This is a genomic window from Nitrincola sp. (genome assembly GCF_048264025.1).
Classification (GTDB): domain Bacteria; phylum Pseudomonadota; class Gammaproteobacteria; order Pseudomonadales; family Balneatricaceae; genus Nitrincola.
Genome location: NZ_JBLXDN010000001.1, coordinates 41,213 through 57,181 on the forward strand (window position 1 = coordinate 41,213; position 15,969 = coordinate 57,181).

At 46.8% G+C, this 15,969-nt stretch carries 14 protein-coding genes; 4 read left to right on the forward strand and 10 right to left on the reverse strand.

From position 1 onward, the window contains the following. The 6 genes from ACN0R1_RS00185 to ACN0R1_RS00210 form a co-directional block, all read right to left on the reverse strand. The gene (locus tag ACN0R1_RS00185; protein ID WP_417578704.1) at positions 1–897 is read right to left on the reverse strand and encodes a drug/metabolite transporter; all 897 of its coding nucleotides are present in this window, start codon (positions 895–897) and stop codon (positions 1–3) included. Next, on the reverse strand, positions 894–1,721 hold the full coding sequence (phnX, locus tag ACN0R1_RS00190; RefSeq protein ID WP_417578706.1) for a phosphonoacetaldehyde hydrolase: 828 nt from the start codon (positions 1,719–1,721) through the stop codon (positions 894–896). The genes ACN0R1_RS00185 and phnX overlap by 4 nt, the downstream gene beginning before the upstream one ends. A 9-nt stretch (positions 1,722–1,730) precedes the next feature. Continuing rightward, positions 1,731–2,861 carry a 2-aminoethylphosphonate--pyruvate transaminase gene (locus ACN0R1_RS00195; protein ID WP_417578708.1) on the reverse strand — a complete coding sequence of 377 codons (1,131 nt, stop codon included), beginning with the start codon at positions 2,859–2,861 and terminating at the stop codon, positions 1,731–1,733. Between the two features lie 48 nt (positions 2,862–2,909). After that, on the reverse strand, positions 2,910–4,616 hold the full coding sequence (locus tag ACN0R1_RS00200; protein ID WP_417578710.1) for a putative 2-aminoethylphosphonate ABC transporter permease subunit: 1,707 nt from the start codon (positions 4,614–4,616) through the stop codon (positions 2,910–2,912). A 1-nt stretch (position 4,617) separates the two neighbouring features. Continuing rightward, positions 4,618–5,766, reverse strand: a complete 1,149-nt coding sequence (locus tag ACN0R1_RS00205; RefSeq protein WP_417578712.1) for a putative 2-aminoethylphosphonate ABC transporter ATP-binding protein — start codon at positions 5,764–5,766, stop codon at positions 4,618–4,620. A 71-nt stretch (positions 5,767–5,837) separates the two neighbouring features. Then, positions 5,838–6,872 carry a putative 2-aminoethylphosphonate ABC transporter substrate-binding protein gene (locus tag ACN0R1_RS00210; RefSeq protein WP_417578714.1) on the reverse strand — a complete coding sequence of 345 codons (1,035 nt, stop codon included), beginning with the start codon at positions 6,870–6,872 and terminating at the stop codon, positions 5,838–5,840. Positions 6,873–7,226: 354 nt separating this feature from the next. On the opposite strand from ACN0R1_RS00210, the gene ACN0R1_RS00215 reads away from it, so the two are divergent. After that, entirely contained in the window at positions 7,227–8,195 is a 969-nt protein-coding gene (locus tag ACN0R1_RS00215) for an IS30 family transposase (protein ID WP_151053932.1), read from the forward strand. Then, positions 8,183–8,917 (forward strand): putative bifunctional diguanylate cyclase/phosphodiesterase, encoded by a 735-nt coding sequence (locus ACN0R1_RS00220; RefSeq protein WP_417578716.1) that lies wholly within the window; start codon positions 8,183–8,185, stop codon positions 8,915–8,917. The genes ACN0R1_RS00215 and ACN0R1_RS00220 overlap by 13 nt, the downstream gene beginning before the upstream one ends. 14 nt (positions 8,918–8,931) lie before the next feature. Here the strand turns inward: ACN0R1_RS00220 and rlmE are convergent, their stop codons facing one another. The 3 genes from rlmE to ACN0R1_RS00235 form a co-directional block, all read right to left on the reverse strand. After that, positions 8,932–9,552, reverse strand: a complete 621-nt coding sequence (gene rlmE, locus ACN0R1_RS00225; RefSeq protein WP_417578718.1) for a 23S rRNA (uridine(2552)-2'-O)-methyltransferase RlmE — start codon at positions 9,550–9,552, stop codon at positions 8,932–8,934. Between the two features lie 88 nt (positions 9,553–9,640). Then, positions 9,641–11,191, reverse strand: coding sequence for an EAL domain-containing protein (locus tag ACN0R1_RS00230; RefSeq protein ID WP_417578720.1), 1,551 nt, complete (start codon positions 11,189–11,191; stop codon positions 9,641–9,643). A gap of 111 nt (positions 11,192–11,302) precedes the next feature. Beyond that, positions 11,303–12,832, reverse strand: a complete 1,530-nt coding sequence (locus tag ACN0R1_RS00235; protein WP_417578722.1) for an EAL domain-containing protein — start codon at positions 12,830–12,832, stop codon at positions 11,303–11,305. 264 nt (positions 12,833–13,096) lie between these two features. On the opposite strand from ACN0R1_RS00235, the gene ACN0R1_RS00240 reads away from it, so the two are divergent. Both ACN0R1_RS00240 and ACN0R1_RS00245 read left to right on the forward strand, forming a co-directional pair. Beyond that, positions 13,097–14,716: an NAD(P)/FAD-dependent oxidoreductase gene (locus ACN0R1_RS00240; RefSeq protein WP_417578724.1), complete on the forward strand. Its 1,620-nt coding sequence runs from the start codon at positions 13,097–13,099 to the stop codon at positions 14,714–14,716. 3 nt (positions 14,717–14,719) lie between these two features. Beyond that, positions 14,720–15,442, forward strand: a complete 723-nt coding sequence (locus ACN0R1_RS00245; RefSeq protein WP_417578726.1) for a TrmH family RNA methyltransferase — start codon at positions 14,720–14,722, stop codon at positions 15,440–15,442. Positions 15,443–15,449: 7 nt separating this feature from the next. On the opposite strand, the gene ACN0R1_RS00250 is transcribed toward ACN0R1_RS00245, so the two are convergent. After that, positions 15,450–15,944, reverse strand: a complete 495-nt coding sequence (locus ACN0R1_RS00250) for a TlpA family protein disulfide reductase (RefSeq protein ID WP_417578728.1) — start codon at positions 15,942–15,944, stop codon at positions 15,450–15,452. Positions 15,945–15,969: the final 25 nt, after the last annotated feature.

Below are 15,969 nucleotides of genomic sequence, written 5' to 3' on the forward strand. Positions count from 1 at the left end.
TCAATTCAGTGCAACCAGAACCAGTCCGGTCATCATTAGTGCCAGGGACAGCCAGCGAAAACCAGACAGGGTTTCTTTAAGCCAAAACACGCCGAGCAAAGCCCCCAGCGGAATAGAGGCCTGCCGCAAAGCCACCAGATAACTGACATCTTCGGTATAGGCCATGGCAATCAATACCAATCCGTAGGTACTGAGCACCATCAGACCGGCAAGCACCCAAATACGGGTCGGCCCTTGCAACAATAGTCGAGCAGCAGCACGCTCACGTGGCATCAGCGCCACAACCGGAAACATCCACAGCACGGCCATCCAGGCCTGTAACACCATGAACTGCAAACCGGCCAATGTGGCACTCAAGCCGTCAGCCAACATCAAATCGATGGCGGCCTTATCAATCAGTGAGTAACCCACCGTTCCTACCGCCGCCATCAGCATAAACCCCAGTGCTGGCGTCAGATACAGAGACCAACTGAAAGCACTGGGACGTACTAAGGGCAACATAAAACCAGCCAGTGCGATCAGTAGCATTCCGCCGACATCTCGCAGGCTAAGTGACAGCTGTTGCCAGATGATAAAGCTGACACAGGGCACCAGCAGCACAGGCAAAGCCCGCGCCAGCGGATAGAGCACACTGATCTCACCGCGCGCATAAGCCCAGGCTAATCCGGCCATATACACCGCCTGAAAACCACCGGAGAGCAGCAGCAACCACCAGAAATCAGCGCCCAGTCCAATCCAGCCATGGCCAACCAATAATAAGGGTGCAAACAGTACCGCGCCCCCGAGCATCGCCAACGAAAAAAAAGCCAACGAGGGCACCTGTTTCTTGCCCAGCAAATTCCAGCCCGCATGCATACACGCGGAGATCAACACCAATACCAGTGCCAGGTTACTCAAGGCTGTTCAGCACCCGCTAGCCGAAAACCTATTTCTTCCAACACCTCGGGAAGCTCGGCCACAGAGTCGATAATATAATGAGCTCCTGAGCGACTCAGCGCCTGGTGGGCGGCCAGACTCTGCTGTTGCTGCTGGCTATCTGACAGCGCCAGCCAATCAGCCTGAGACAGGCCGGTCTGATTACCTGAAACAGCAACGGCAACCGTCCACATGCCGGCATTCAAGCCTTCTTCAATACCCACTGCGGTATCATCCACTTTGACACAGGCCTGTACACAACTGACAGACAGATCCCGAGCATTCTGCAGTGCCATCCAGGGGAAGGGGCGCCCTGCAGGTACATCGGTCGCACACACCACTGATAGCGGCTTAAACCCTTGCTCGGCCAGTGCTGGCAGTAACTCGGCAATCATCTCGCGGCTATAACCGGTATTCACACCGATATTGATGCCCTGTTCATCACAATAGCCAAGCAGGTCGTCCATACCCGGTATCAAGCGATTGTTCTGAGCAATACTAGCCTGTTGGTAAACCACAAACGCGTTATACAGGCGGTCCACTTCGGCCGAGTCGGTCGGCTGCTGTTTAACAGCTAACCAGGCTTCAGCAATGCGTGGCATCGCCAGCAGAGCTTCAATATGCTCACGCTTTTCCTTGCCCATGGGCGCACGAGCTTCTGCCTGGGTAATTGCCACCCCTTCAGCGTTAAACAGGCTCTGGAAAGCCTGTATCGGTGCCAGGGAGCCAAAGTCTACGCAGGTGCCAGCCAGATCCATAATCACTGCCTGAACCTGTCCACAATAACGGCGCTGATAACTAAACATGTTTTCTCCTTACAGGGATATAGCCCGAGGGGGTTGAAGCGTCGTCAGTCCAAGGGCACTGCAACTCTCCGCTACAGCCCCAAGAACAGCATCGATCTGCGGGTCAAAAAGCTGGCCAATACAACCCAGCCTGAAGCTTTCGACCTGGGTCAATTTACCCGGATAGATCAAGAAACCACGCGCCTTCATCTGCTGATAAAAAGGCATAAAGTTGAACGCCGGATCATCTGGAGACAAGAAGGTAATAATAATCGGTGAAATCCAGGCATCTTCCAGCAGCGTCTGGAACCCCAGTGCGCGCATACCCGCTACCAGCCGATCACGATTGCGGCTGTAACGTTGCAAACGCGCTGGCTGACCACCTTCTAACTGGTACTCCTGCAGCGCCTGATGAAAGGCCGCGACTACATGAGTAGGTGGTGTAAAACGCCACTGACCGGTTTTTTGCATATAGCGCCATTGGTCATAGAGGTCCAGCGACAAGGATGCTGACTGGCCTTCACACGACTGCAATGCCGTTTCAAGGATCAGTGCGAAACCGAATCCTGGCACCCCTTCTATACACTTATTGGCTGACGAGACCAGCGCAACAAAGGGTAGCTCGGTGGCATCCACCGCAATGGCTCCAAAAGCGCTCATGGAATCGATAATCAACTCTCGCCCTTGTGCGGCTACCGCCTTGGCGATAGCTTCCACGGGATTGAGAATGCCCGAGCTGGTTTCACAGTGAATCACCACCACATGGGTGATCAACGGGTCCTGGCGCAGCAGCTCGTCCACCTCTTGAGCCAGTGGTGGCTGGTAATCGCCCTTATCCAGGGTCACGTAGGATTTTCCCATACGCTTAAGCATGCTGGCGGCACGTTGGCCGTAGGCACCATTCATCAGTACCAGTGTCTTGCTATCCTTACCCAACAACGTGGCGAATACCGCTTCGACCACATAGGTACCACTCCCCTGCAGCGGGACACACACATGAGTTTGCTGGGCATTAGCCAACGTCAGCAAATATTGACAGATGCCCGCGGTGATCTGGTTGAAATCACCATCCCAGGAACCCCAGTCCCGCAGCATGGCTTGTTTTACACTCAGGCTGGTCGTCAGTGGACCGGGTGTCAGCAGATAGGGTTCGTTGTGCATGATCGGCACTATTCCTTCATGGTTCTATGTAGAGTGGTCTTAGAGGGATCAACGATGCCGCCAGACCTGAGCTTTTTTAAGTAACAGATGAGTCACCAGCGCATGCAGTATCTTCACAGCCACAGAGGTCAACAATATCAGCACCGCCATCGCCGCCGCACTGGCAAAGTAACCGGCTTCATCCAGATGCAGGACTGAAACCGCCGCCAAACGCGTGTCCGGCCCATACAGAAAGACCACCGCCGATACCGTTGTCATGGCATTCACAAACAGATACACCGAAATATCTAACACCGCGGGCAATGAGACCGGCAGCGTTACACGGGTATAGGTACGCCAGAAGGGCACTTTGAGCGATGACCCAACCGACTCGAATTCCGGATCCAGTTGTTTCAGCGCCGTCATCGAGGTCAGATGGCACACGGTATAAAAATGTATCAGAGTGTTCAAAATCATAATCGCCAAGGTGCCGTAGAGCACATTCAGCGGATTGTTTGGATGGTTAAAAAAGAAGATATACGCCAGACCCAACACCATACCCGGCACCGCCATAGGTAAAATGGCAAATAGGTGCACAGTCTGTCTCAGTAACGGAAATTCCTTACTTTTTTCCACCAGCCAGGCGGTGGTGAAAATCACCAACGTGCCGATCAGTGCCACTGATCCAGCCATTTTCAAGGAGTTAAACCAGGACTCCCAGCCACTCCCCCCGAGACCGTCAAAACTGTAGTGATTCAGGGTAAAGTTCAAGTTATAGGGCCAAAAGTGAATCAGCGAAGCATACACAGCGGTACCAATCACCAGCACAATCACCGCAGCAACTGCATAGCAAAGCAGGGCAAACAGCCAATCACGCATTGGAGAGGGCTCGGGCTGATAGGGCACCGCTCTGGATGACAACTGTGCTGTTTGCTTGCGTTGTACCCAGCGATCAGCAATAAAGGTGAATACTGCAGGTAACAAGAGTATGACGCTTACAACGGCCCCCATCTGGAAGTTCTGCTGGCCGACAACCTGCTTGTAAATATCCGTTGCCAACAAGCTGAACTGCCCACCGATGACCTTGGGTACACCAAAATCGGTAATGGCCAGGGTGAACACCACAAATGCGCATGACATCAAGCCGTATCGAACTCCCGGCAACGTGACGGTCATAAAGGTTCGAAACGTCGAGGTCTTCATCACCTTGGCGGCTTCATATAAACGCGCATCACTATTGGACAGAGCGGTAATCAGGATCATCAGGGCATGTGGGAATATCCAGAAACACATACCGATCACGATACCGACAGGCCCATAGATGCTGGTATCTCCCAACAGGGATTTCATATAACCCTGAGTACCAAAGATATACACCAGGCTGATGGCTGGCAGCAGCGAAGGTGCCAGGATTGGCAACAGCGTCAGCATACGAAACAACTTTTTCCCCGGCATGCAGGTACGGGTAATGCCATAGGCACACATGAACGCCAACGACACCACCAATAGCATAGTAACGAAGGCTATAAAGAAAGAATTCAGTATCGAATTAACCAGTGCAGGCGTAGAAAAGTAATACCTGTAGTTCACCAAACCGATAAACTCACCGCTGCCATTCTGCAAACTTTTCAGCAGCATGGTGTAAAGTGGCAGCACCAGACCTATAAGCATCAGTGCAAGTGCTGCGAGCAGAAACAATAACTTAAGTAGTATTTCTGCGTTGATTTTATAGCGCCAGTCAGCCAATCGGGCCATAGGAAAGCTAGTAGTGCTCATGTCAATGCACCTGTTGCACAAAAATTCGGCAGTAGCACTGCGGCAGCTGCAAAAACACTTCTCGCCCAACGGCAACGGTCATACGTTCGGCATCAGTATGCTGCAAATCCACTACTAGCTGTTGATCTAGCATTAACAGGTCGCAAGTTACGCGCATAAATGAACCTAGATACTCGACATGTACCACCCGTGCTTCCAGCGCGCTGTTTTCATCGTCATGCTCGGTCAGCACGACCTCTTCAGGACGGATACCCAGACAGGCTGAATCACCATTATTTAACTCATGTGGAAGACAGGGTAGATGCTGAACACCCAACTGCACACCTGACGCCGATGCGACCTCAACCGGCAGCAGATTCATACTGCCAACAAACCCGGCCACAAAGGCATTGACCGGATGACGGTAAATCTCTTCTGGCGTACCGATCTGTTCAATAACGCCATGATTCATCACCACAATGCGATCAGCCATCGTCAACGCTTCTTCCTGATCATGGGTGACCATAACGGTTGTTACACCCAGCGCCTGCTGCAATGACTTGATCTGTTGACGCAGGTGCAAACGCACCCGTGCATCCAATGCTGACAGCGGCTCGTCCAGCAGCAATAACCCAGGCTCAGTCGCCAACGCGCGCGCCAGCGCTACACGCTGCTGTTGCCCTCCGGATAACTGCGCCGGATATTTGGCATCCGAGCCCTCCAGACCAATCAGTGTCAGTAGCTCCTGCACCCGCTCGCGGATGCGTGTTTTACAGTAACCCTGACTTTTCAGACCGTAGGCAATATTGTCAGCAATAGTTAGATTGGGGAACAGGGCGTAGGACTGGAACACTATGCCAAAATCACGCTTTTGTGGCGGTAGTGTGGAAATCTCTTTATCCATTTGAAAAATTCGCCCACTGCTTTGCATCTCCAGTCCGGCGATAGCACGCAACAAGGTGGTCTTACCGCACCCGGATGGACCCAGAAAGCAAACAAACTCACCCTCAAAGATCTCCAGGTCTATGGTCTTAAGTGCGGTGAACTCACCAAACTGTTTGGTTAGGGCCTCAATTTTCAGACACACTTGTGGTGAGCTATGATGGCTGCCAGCCAAGGTGGAAGTTTGCGGCACAAACGCCGTTATGGATGATTTCTGCAATGCATGCATAGGGATAACTCCAATTAAAAAGCAGGTGGAGCATCCATGCTCTCACCTGCCGTGTTCAGTCCTACTGATACTTAACGCGCTTCACTCTTACCATCGTAACGACGCTGCCATTCCTGCAGAATGCGGTCACGGTTCACGGCCGAGAAGCTAAAATCGTTATTGATCATGCGATCGACAATATCGGCTGGATAGTTTTCAATTGGCTGGGCAACCCCTGGCATGGCTACCACGGCATAGCCTTCGTTATACAACTCATTGGCTTCACGACTGATAGCCCAGTCCATCAGGGTTTTGGCGGCTTCCAGATTCTGAGTACCCTTAACGATCGCAGCAGCTTCCATATCCCAGCCTAAACCTTCAGACGGAAACACTACTTCAACCGGCGCACCTTGAGATTTCAGGCGGGCGGCACGGAAAGCAAAGGACACACCCACAACCGCTTCACCCGAACCAGCCAGGTTGCAAGGCGCTGAACCTGAATGGGTGTAACGGCTGATGTTATTGTGCAGACCATCCATGAATTCCCAGGCTTTTTCTTCACCCCAGAGTTGGATCCAGCTAGACACATCCAGGTAACCGGTTCCAGACGAGTTAGGATTTGGCATCACCACATGGCCCTGATATTCCGGACGGGTCAGATCTTCCCAACTGGTTGGCATAGGCACACCCAGCTTTTCACCTTCGACCGTGTTGTAGCAAATTGCGGCTACCCAGGCATCCATTCCGACCCAGGCCGGTGGATTATTGGCATCAACGAATTTTGGATCCAGATTTTCAACACCGGCTGGCGCGTATGGCTGCAGCATCTCTTCTTTATCCAGCATCAGCAGACTGGTTGCCGCCAATCCCCAGATCACATCGGCACGAGGATTCTCTTTTTCGGCAAGCAGACGGGCAGTCATAACACCGGTGGAGTCTCTCACCCAACGAATGCTGATCTCAGGATGGGCCTGATTAAAGCGTTCGGCATATTTCTGTAGGTCATCAGACTCAACAGCGGTATAAACAGTCAACTCTGTCGCTGAAACCGCTTGTACTGCCATGACAGAACCCAGGGCAAGTGCAACAGCTGTTTTTTTCAGGGAGTGAAACGGTGCGTTTTTCATGATGTCTCCTGAGTATAGATTGGTATAGACCAGATACTAGGAGTAAAATGTTTCAATTTAATGACATTTTATTGAAATTTTCTGGTCATAAGTGCCTTAATAGATCTGCTCTACTGCAAGGACAGCGAATAACCACACACAAGCAATGATAATTATTTGTGTTTACACAGTAACATAATTTTAATAATATCGTTCATTCAACGACATACTAGTAAATGCTTTAGCTTATAAAAACTAAAACTCCCTGAATTCAGATAATAACCGCAACACTCATGTGATGGGCCAGGTCGGAGAGAGGCCAGCTACCGAAATGTGGTAGCCTTATTTTTCGACCAAAAAAAATGAGATCTACACATGAGTTATCGGCAGCTGACCGAGGGACAACGATACCAGATTTCTTTGCTGCTCTCACAGGATTTTTCGCAGCGAGAGATTGCAAGAAAGCTAAACATTGCACCTTCGACCGTCAATCGAGAGTTGCGACGTAACAAAAATGAAGCAGGTCACTATGACCCCGATAGAGCTCAACAGCGCTCATTATTTCGCCGTTTAAAGCCAAAAGCTAAGCGAATATGTGAGAACACAAGGAATGCCGTTGAGTTCATGCTCGAACTTGACTGGAGTCCTGAGCAGATATCGGCTATTTGCACCAGGATTGGTTACACCGTCAGTCACGAGTGGATCTATAACTATGTACTGGCTGATTTTAATGAGGGTGGCACCTTGTTCACCCACCTGAGACATCGGTTGAAACGTTATAAAAAGCGGCTTCACAAGCAGCGGGGCCGTATCCTGGGTAGGCGCTCAATACACGATAGGCCTGGGATTATTGATGATCGAGGCCGCTATGGAGACTGGGAAATAGACACGGTCATTGGCAAACAAGGAACGGGGGCTATCGTAACTATTTTAGAGCGAAAAAGCCGCTTTTATTTAGTTAGGAAAGTGACTAGTAAACGTGCCGATGCGGTGGCTGAAGCAACGATAGATATGCTACAGCCTTTCAAAGCTTTGGTTCACAGCATTACCGCCGACAACGGCTTAGAATTCGCTGACCATGAACGCATTGCTCGTGAACTGGAAACTGATGTTTACTTTGCAGACCCCTATGCGTCTTATCAGCGTGGCGCAAACGAAAATGCAAATGGGCTCTTGCGTCAATACATACCCAAGGGCACGGATTTGCGGACAGTAACCCAAGCCTTGATTGCAAAGGCTCAAGTAAGGCTGAACCTGCGTCCCAGGAAAATACTGGGTTTCATTCAACCAGACGTAATTTTTAAAGAGCAATTGCGACAGAATATAAGCGGGTGTTGCAGTTAATAGTTGAATTCAGGCTTTATTACCAGCCTCAGGTTTGTGCCCGTTCACAGAAAATACTCGCTGTCGAAGCACTGATACGCTGGCACCACCCTAAACAAGGGCTAGTACCTCCCCTGCGCTTTATTCCTGTTGCAGAAGAAAGTGGTCTGATTGAAACGATTGGTGCCTGGGTGCTTGAAGAAGCTTGCCGTCAATTAGCGCTTTGGCATGATGAAGGCATCATCAACATTCGCATCGCGGTCAATCTCTCATCGCATCAATTACGCTCAGCCCGCTTAGTCACTCAAGTCGCAGCTTGTATGCAGCGCTATGCTATAAAATCTGGTGAGCTGGAGCTTGAAATTACCGAATCTGTTGCCATGGATAATCCAGAGCATTGTATTAGTCAACTGATGGATTTGCGTCACCTGGGAGTCAGCTTGGCAATTGATGACTTTGGCACCGGATACTCGTCTCTGGCCTATCTCAAACGTCTGCCAATTGATACCCTTAAGTTGGATCGCAGCTTTGTACGCGATATCGAAACTGATCCTAACGATGCCGCGATTAGTGAAGCAACTATTTCTATGGCACATGCACTAGGTTTGAAGGTCGTGGCAGAGGGTGTGGAGACTCAGGGGCAAGCCTACTTCCTAGCCAGCATTCATGACTGCGATCTGCTGCAGGGCTACCTCTTTGGCAAGCCGGAACCTGCCAGTGTAATCGTTGAGCGTCTAAGATAGCACCGCTGTTTGAGTTAGCCTTTATACCCTTTGCCTACGACAAACACTTCTCGTGAGCGAGAGCGTGACGCTTCTGGCTTGCGGATCACTACGCTGGCAAAATGATCACGCAGCGATTTGATATAATCATCATAGCCTTCACCATGAAACACCTTGGCAACAAAATTACCGTTGGGTTTCAATACCTGGCAAGCCATATCCAACGCCAGCTCAACCAAATACATGGAGGCGGCCTGATCTGCAGCCGACACACCACTGATATTAGGCGCCATATCTGAAATCACTACATCCACTGGATCACCATTAACAGCGGCCATGATCTGATCAAAAACAGCCTGCTCAGTAAAATCACCTTGAATAAATTCAACATCGGCCATAGCGTCCATGGGTAGAATATCGGAAGCAATCACCTTGCCTTTTGGTGCAACCAGTTTTGATGCCACCTGAGACCAACCACCCGGTGCCGAGCCAAGATCCAACACTAGCATACCCGGTTTGATAAGCTTATCTTTCTCATTAATCCCCAGCAGTTTATAACTGGCCCGAGAGCGATAGCCATCAACCTGCGCCTGCTTTACATAGGGGTCATTGACGTGCTCATCCAACCAGCGGTTACTACTTTTTGATCGTGCCATAGTTGCTGCTTCACCTTTACCATCTTAAAACTGGCATTGTACGTGGCATCGCCGGACAGGCCAATCACCTGAGCCACATATAAAAACATCAACTTATATAAGCAGTAGAGTTTGAGTAGTCATCATTCAATATCTCAATTAACTCATGCCTAGGTACTGATTTAAAAAAGTACCAGCCTTGCACATACGCATCATCGCAATAGTTCTTTATAAACTCAAGTTCAACAGTATTTTCAACACCTTCAAATATTAACTGCTTATTCAATCCAGAAATCAAATTTATTATAGAAAGGACCATATCCTTTTTCAAATCATCATTTAATGACTGGGTAAATATCCTATCAATTTTAATGTCATCGAAATTAATTTCAGTAAGCCAAACCAGATTAGACACACCTGTACCAAAATCATCCAAGGAAACTCTAAACCCACAACGCTTTGCTCTATTAGAAAAATCTGAAAGTACGTTGAGTGGTACTTCTATTTCTTCAGTAATTTCAATTTTAATTTGATTAGGATTAATACCATTATCAAGGACTTTTTTATTCAGATAGACCAAGAAACTCTCTTCAGTAACTTCAAATGTGCTTACATTAATTGACAAGAAAAAATCCTTTCTAGTTTTCAAAACAGAAACCATATCATCAATAGAAGATGTTGCTGTCTGATAAGCCACATACTGATAAAGCTTAATTTTTTCGGCAATACTAATAAATAATTCTGGTGAAACTCTTCCATACACTTCATCATCCCACCTAACCAAACTTTCCACACCAATAATCTCAGAAGTTTTCAAAGAAATGATTGGTTGATACTCCATGTATAAGGTTTTATTAAGAATAGCTTTTCTTAACCTATACTCAATTGACCCCTTATTATAAAAATATGAATTAACCGCATAAAAAATCACACAGCTAAAAACAAAACCAATTAACAAAATCGTCAAAACCAAAGACACTTTATAATATAATAAACCAGGACGTTTATTGAAAGTATGCACACAGTACCCATATAAGCTACTACATACTGATGTATTCACCCTGACACTATCTATAATAGAAAAATTCATCCACTTGATATTCTGTGCAGGCGAGTCGTAATTAACAAACACATGATTATCAGAAGTCGCTTCAATTGAAAATGAAAAATCATCATTTCTGCTTAAAAATGGCTGAAAAGCAAAGTAAGCTGTAAAAGCAGCTATATTATCACTCCGTGTGATATCCAGATCAATTTCTATCGGAAATAGACCACCAACCATTGAATATAGCAAAAACCTACCATCAACATGATGATCTTTAGGTAACCAGATTGGTGGTGATAAAACTCCCCAATTAGCAGTACATTTAACCACTTCGTTTTCAATTAGTCCCAAATCATATACGTATAAATACTTATGGGTTATTTGCCTAATAACACCCAGGCTGTATTCATCACAATTTTCTATCTCTATTTCTTTAGCCTCATCAATAGCATTTTGTAGTTGCGTAGATACCAGTTCAGCATGCTCAAGCAACTTATCAGAAAATTCATTCTGTTTTTCATATTGATTTTTAATAGCAAAAACATGTGCCAACACAATTAGCGAAAAAAATATTGCTATAATTAAAATAAAATTTCGGATATTAAGCATTATCATTTTAAAAGCATATTCTCTAATTTAATCGATCATCAATATAACATTTAACTAAAAATACTAACATTTATCAACCAAAATCACATATTGAAATATTTTTATCAAAAACACTCTTTAAAAACTAGCATCAAGAACCTTACTCAACTCAACCTTAGGCATTGACTTATAAAAATACCACCCCTGCACATAAGCATCATCACAATATTCTCGTATCAATTCAAGCTCATCAATATTTTCTACCCCTTCAAAAATCAACTGCTTATCCAATCCAGAAACCAAATTTATTATAGAAAAAACCATTATTTTCTTAAAGTCATCATTTAATGACTGTGTGAAAACTCTATCAATTTTAATATCGTTAAAATTAATTTCGGTAAGCCATACCAGATTAGAAACACCTGTTCCAAAATCATCTAACGAAACCCTAAACCCGTAATGCCTTGCTCGATTGGAAAAATCTGATAACACACTAAGAGATACTGCTATTTTTTCTGTAATCTCTATTTTCACCTGATGTACATCTATACCATTATCCACAACTTTTGCCTTCAAATACTCTAAAAAGCTATTCTCAGTTATTTCATAAGTACTAACGTTAATTGACAAGAAGAAGTCCTTTCTCTCCCTTAAAATTGAAGCCATTTCATCAATAGAAAAGGCAGCTGTTTGATAGGCCACATATTTGTAGAGTTTTATTTTTTCTGAAATACTAACAAACAATTCTGGTGAAACCCTTCCATATACTTCATCATCCCATCTTACCAAACTCTCCACACCAACAATTTCAGAGGTTTTCAGGGATAAAATAGGCTGATACTCCATATGTAGCCTTCTATTTAAAATTGCTCTTCTTAGTCTATATTCCATTGAATTTTTGTTATAAAGATACGAGCTAACCGCATAGAAAACAACATAACTCAACATAAAACTAAACAATAATGTCAAAAAAACAAAAGCCTTATCGTAATATAATAATCCAGAACGATAATTAAATGTATGCACACAGTATGAATATATATTACTGCATAACGACGTATTAACTACAAGATCATCTAGAAATGGAAAATCAACCCATGTGGTTTTCTGATCGGGAGATTCATAATATATAAAGGCATGATTGTCTGTCGTTGTTTCAATTGAGAATGAAAACCCTTCATCACTGGTTAAAAACGTTTGAAAAGCAAAGTAGGCGGTAAATGCAGCAATATTTTTTCTTCTGGTGATGTCTAACTCCAGTGTGATAGGAAAGATACCTGGGACCATTGAATATAAAAAAAATCCAGACTTTGTCGTATAAAAGTCCATCGGGAGTGAAGCTGGGTAGGGCAACCTACCCCAATTAGCTGTACATATTATCGCATCATTCTCGACAATACCTAAATCATAAACATATAAATATTTATGTGTTATTTTTCTGATAGTATCAAGACTATTTTCATCACAGCGATTGATATCTTCATTTTCAACTTCTTTCGTGGCATCAAGCAATTGAGTGGATACATCTTCAGCATGGGCAAGCAACTCCCTTGAGAATCGTTCTTGTTTATTGTATTGATCCTTAATAGCAAAAAGGTGTACTGAAAAAACCAACAACATAAATATCATTAGAATTATACAAACATTTTGAAAGCTCCATGTTTTCATTTAAAATCACATCCCATATTAATTTATATTATTATAGCAATATTAAAATAATGTAATCTATCAAATATCTTACCCAAGCCAATCAATCACCTACAAATCATATAGCTAATCCAAATCAACTCGTCAAGCCATGGTTGCTGCTTGCATCAAATTATGGCCACCATAAATCAGCTAAACCCACTACTCAGACTGACTTTATCCAGGCTGACAGGTATACTTTGCAGTTCAGATTACAGATTGCCCCCTACCGTCCGGAACGCCAAGATGATTCGCCTTACTCAACTGTCGCTACCCCTTGATCACCCAGAATCGGCACTGCGTCAAGCCATCCTGGAGCGTTTGTTACTCAGGGATGAAGAACTACTCAGTTTCAGTGTATTCAAGCGCAGTTATGATGCCCGCAAGAAAAACACCGAGATCTCCTTCGTATACATTATTCATCTAAGCACCCCAGACGATGAGGAGGTACTGACGCGTTTTAAAGATGACCCACAGGTTATTCCAGCACCGGATACGGTCTATTATCCCGTCGCCTGTGCGCCGGAAGGACTGACAGAACGCCCTATCGTTATTGGCTTTGGACCTTGTGGCCTGTTCGCGGCAATGATTCTGGCTCAGATGGGCTTTAAACCTATTGTGCTGGAGCGTGGGCGTAATGTGCGTCAAAGAACGCAGGACACCTGGGCGTTATGGCGCAAACACCAACTCTCTCCTGAGTCCAATGTGCAGTATGGTGAAGGCGGCGCAGGCCTGTTTTCCGATGGTAAACTCTATAGTCAGGTGAAGGACCCCAAGTTTTATGGCCGCAAGGTGATGCAGGAGTTCGTCAAGGCAGGTGCACCGGACAACATTATGTATGTCAGCAAACCGCATATCGGCACCTTCCGTCTGACCAGTGTGGTTGCCAAAATGCGCGCGGAAATTATCGCGCTAGGTGGTGAGATACGCTTTGAATCCAGAGTTACCGATCTGATCATCGATGCAGGGCAAATTCGTGGTGTGGAACTTGCCGACGGTACGCAAATTCCCAGCAATCATGTCGTACTGGCTCTAGGTCACAGCGCCCGTGACACTTTCAGAATGCTACACCGCAAGCAGGTGTTTATTGAACCAAAGCCCTTTGCCATCGGCTTTCGTATCGAACACCCACAATCCATGATCGACAATGCACGCTTGGGCAAGTATGCCGGTCATGAAGCCCTGGGAGCCGCTGATTACAAACTGATACACCATGCTAAGAATGGCCGCGCTGTATATAGCTTTTGCATGTGCCCTGGTGGTCAGGTTGTGGCGGCAACATCGGAAGAGGGTCGGGTCGTTACCAATGGTATGAGTCAATATTCGCGTAAAGAACGTAATGCCAATGCTGGCATCGTGGTAGGCATTGATCCAGAGAAGGATTTTCCCGGCAGTCCCTTAGCCGGCATAGAGCTGCAGGAAAAGCTCGAAGCCATTGCCTATCAACTGGGCGGCTGTGACTACAGCGCTCCAGCACAGCTGGTCGGGGACTTTATCAAAGGCCGTCCATCAACGACGCTCGGCGAAGTGATCCCGTCGTATCAACCTGGTGTCAAACTCTGTGACCTGGCTGATGCCCTGCCTGATTATGTCATTGAAGCTATACGTGAAGCCCTGCCAGCCTTTGGCAAGAAAATCCGTGGATTTGATCGTGAGGATGCCGTATTGACCGGGATAGAGTCACGTACCTCCTCCCCTATCCGCATTACCCGAGATGCAAACAGCCTGCAAAGCCTGAACGTGCGTGGACTTTATCCGGCTGGCGAAGGCGCCGGTTATGCCGGTGGCATACTATCGGCCGGTATTGATGGCATTAAAGTAGCTGAAGCCTTGGCGCTAGATATCATGTCACAATCAGGGGCTTGAAGCATGAAACTGGATGCCATCAAAAAACTGCAGCAGAAAAAGTATCGCCAGGAATTTGGCCAGTGCCTGGTAGAGGGTGAGCATCTGGTACTGGAGCTGGAGAAAGCAGCCCAAAAGCAAACAGGGCTCCAGGCAAGTATCCTGCTGGTAACCGAGGATTATGCTGACTGGTCAACGTCATTCAACAAGCAGGTCATCAGCAGCAAACAGATGGCGGGCATCTCAGATACCAAGTCTCCCCAAGGTATTCTGGCGGTAGTGCCTACTCAAGCGATACAGCCGATTTATACAGCTACCGATGTCGCTATTTATCTCTATCAGATACAGGACCCAGGTAATCTGGGTACTATTTTGCGCACATTAGGTTGGTTCGGTGGCTTTCGCTGTCTACTAAGCCCAGACAGTGTCGATCCCTATAATCCCAAGGTGATCCGCGCCAGCATGGGCGCTATTTTTCATGTACCGCTAGAGCAGGATGTCGCTCTGGAATCCTTGTCTGGGCGCTTTAACCAGATCGCCTGCCTGGATATGCAAGGTGAAGCCATAACCACACCAGCCTTTCAACAAAGTGACTGTTATCTATTTGGTAATGAGGCCCGCGGCGTACCGCGTGCGCAGTTGGATGCTATGCAGGCAAAAGCCTTTACCATTCCGGGTGCCGGACTAATCGAATCACTTAACCTGGCCAGCGCAGTAAACCTCTGTGTTTATGAGCACCAACGCTGAGTCCTGATCATTGCAGATAACGTTGCACAAACTGCTGCAGCTGCTCATCATGCAACTCGCCCGTGTGCTCATTGACCAATCGCCCCTCAGCATCAAAAAACTGTGTGGTCGGCAAACCTCGCACCTGCATGGCCTGCAATGCGGCTTGTCGGGGGTCGAGTAATAGGTGCTCAAAGGTCAATCCAGCGCTATCCAGATAATCAGTAATAACATCCACGGTTTCTCCCTGATTGATCAATACCAGCGTTAAGCCTTCCTCTTCTGCGTAGCTTGCCAGCAGTGGCATCTCACGGATACAGGGCGGGCACCAGGTTGCCCAGAAATTAATCACCACCGGCTGTCCCTGAAAGTCATTCAGATCCACAGGTTGCCCTTGCAAACTGGACAGTACCAGCGAGTCCGGCAGGCTGCGGGACAGCTTTGACTGTTGCAATCCCCAGAACACAGCAAGACCAAATACCAATACTGCCACTATAAACAAAGGCCAATAATATCGTCGCACAGTGTCCCCTTAAGTTACTCAGTAA

Excerpts from the sequence above, each read along its gene's own strand:
- ACN0R1_RS00240 (WP_417578724.1), top strand. The coding sequence starts at position 13,097 with ATGATTCGCCTTACTCAACTGTCGCTACCCCTTGATCACCCAGAATCG.
- ACN0R1_RS00245 (WP_417578726.1), top strand. The coding sequence starts at position 14,720 with ATGAAACTGGATGCCATCAAAAAACTGCAGCAGAAAAAGTATCGCCAG.
- ACN0R1_RS00200 (WP_417578710.1), bottom strand. The coding sequence starts at position 4,616 with ATGAGCACTACTAGCTTTCCTATGGCCCGATTGGCTGACTGGCGCTAT.
- rlmE (WP_417578718.1), bottom strand. The coding sequence starts at position 9,552 with ATGGCACGATCAAAAAGTAGTAACCGCTGGTTGGATGAGCACGTCAAT.
- ACN0R1_RS00195 (WP_417578708.1), bottom strand. The coding sequence starts at position 2,861 with ATGCACAACGAACCCTATCTGCTGACACCCGGTCCACTGACGACCAGC.
- ACN0R1_RS00230 (WP_417578720.1), bottom strand. The coding sequence starts at position 11,191 with ATGATAATGCTTAATATCCGAAATTTTATTTTAATTATAGCAATATTT.
- ACN0R1_RS00205 (WP_417578712.1), bottom strand. The coding sequence starts at position 5,766 with ATGCATGCATTGCAGAAATCATCCATAACGGCGTTTGTGCCGCAAACT.
- ACN0R1_RS00235 (WP_417578722.1), bottom strand. The coding sequence starts at position 12,832 with ATGAAAACATGGAGCTTTCAAAATGTTTGTATAATTCTAATGATATTT.
- phnX (WP_417578706.1), bottom strand. The coding sequence starts at position 1,721 with ATGTTTAGTTATCAGCGCCGTTATTGTGGACAGGTTCAGGCAGTGATT.
- ACN0R1_RS00210 (WP_417578714.1), bottom strand. The coding sequence starts at position 6,872 with ATGAAAAACGCACCGTTTCACTCCCTGAAAAAAACAGCTGTTGCACTT.
- ACN0R1_RS00215 (WP_151053932.1), top strand. The coding sequence starts at position 7,227 with ATGAGTTATCGGCAGCTGACCGAGGGACAACGATACCAGATTTCTTTG.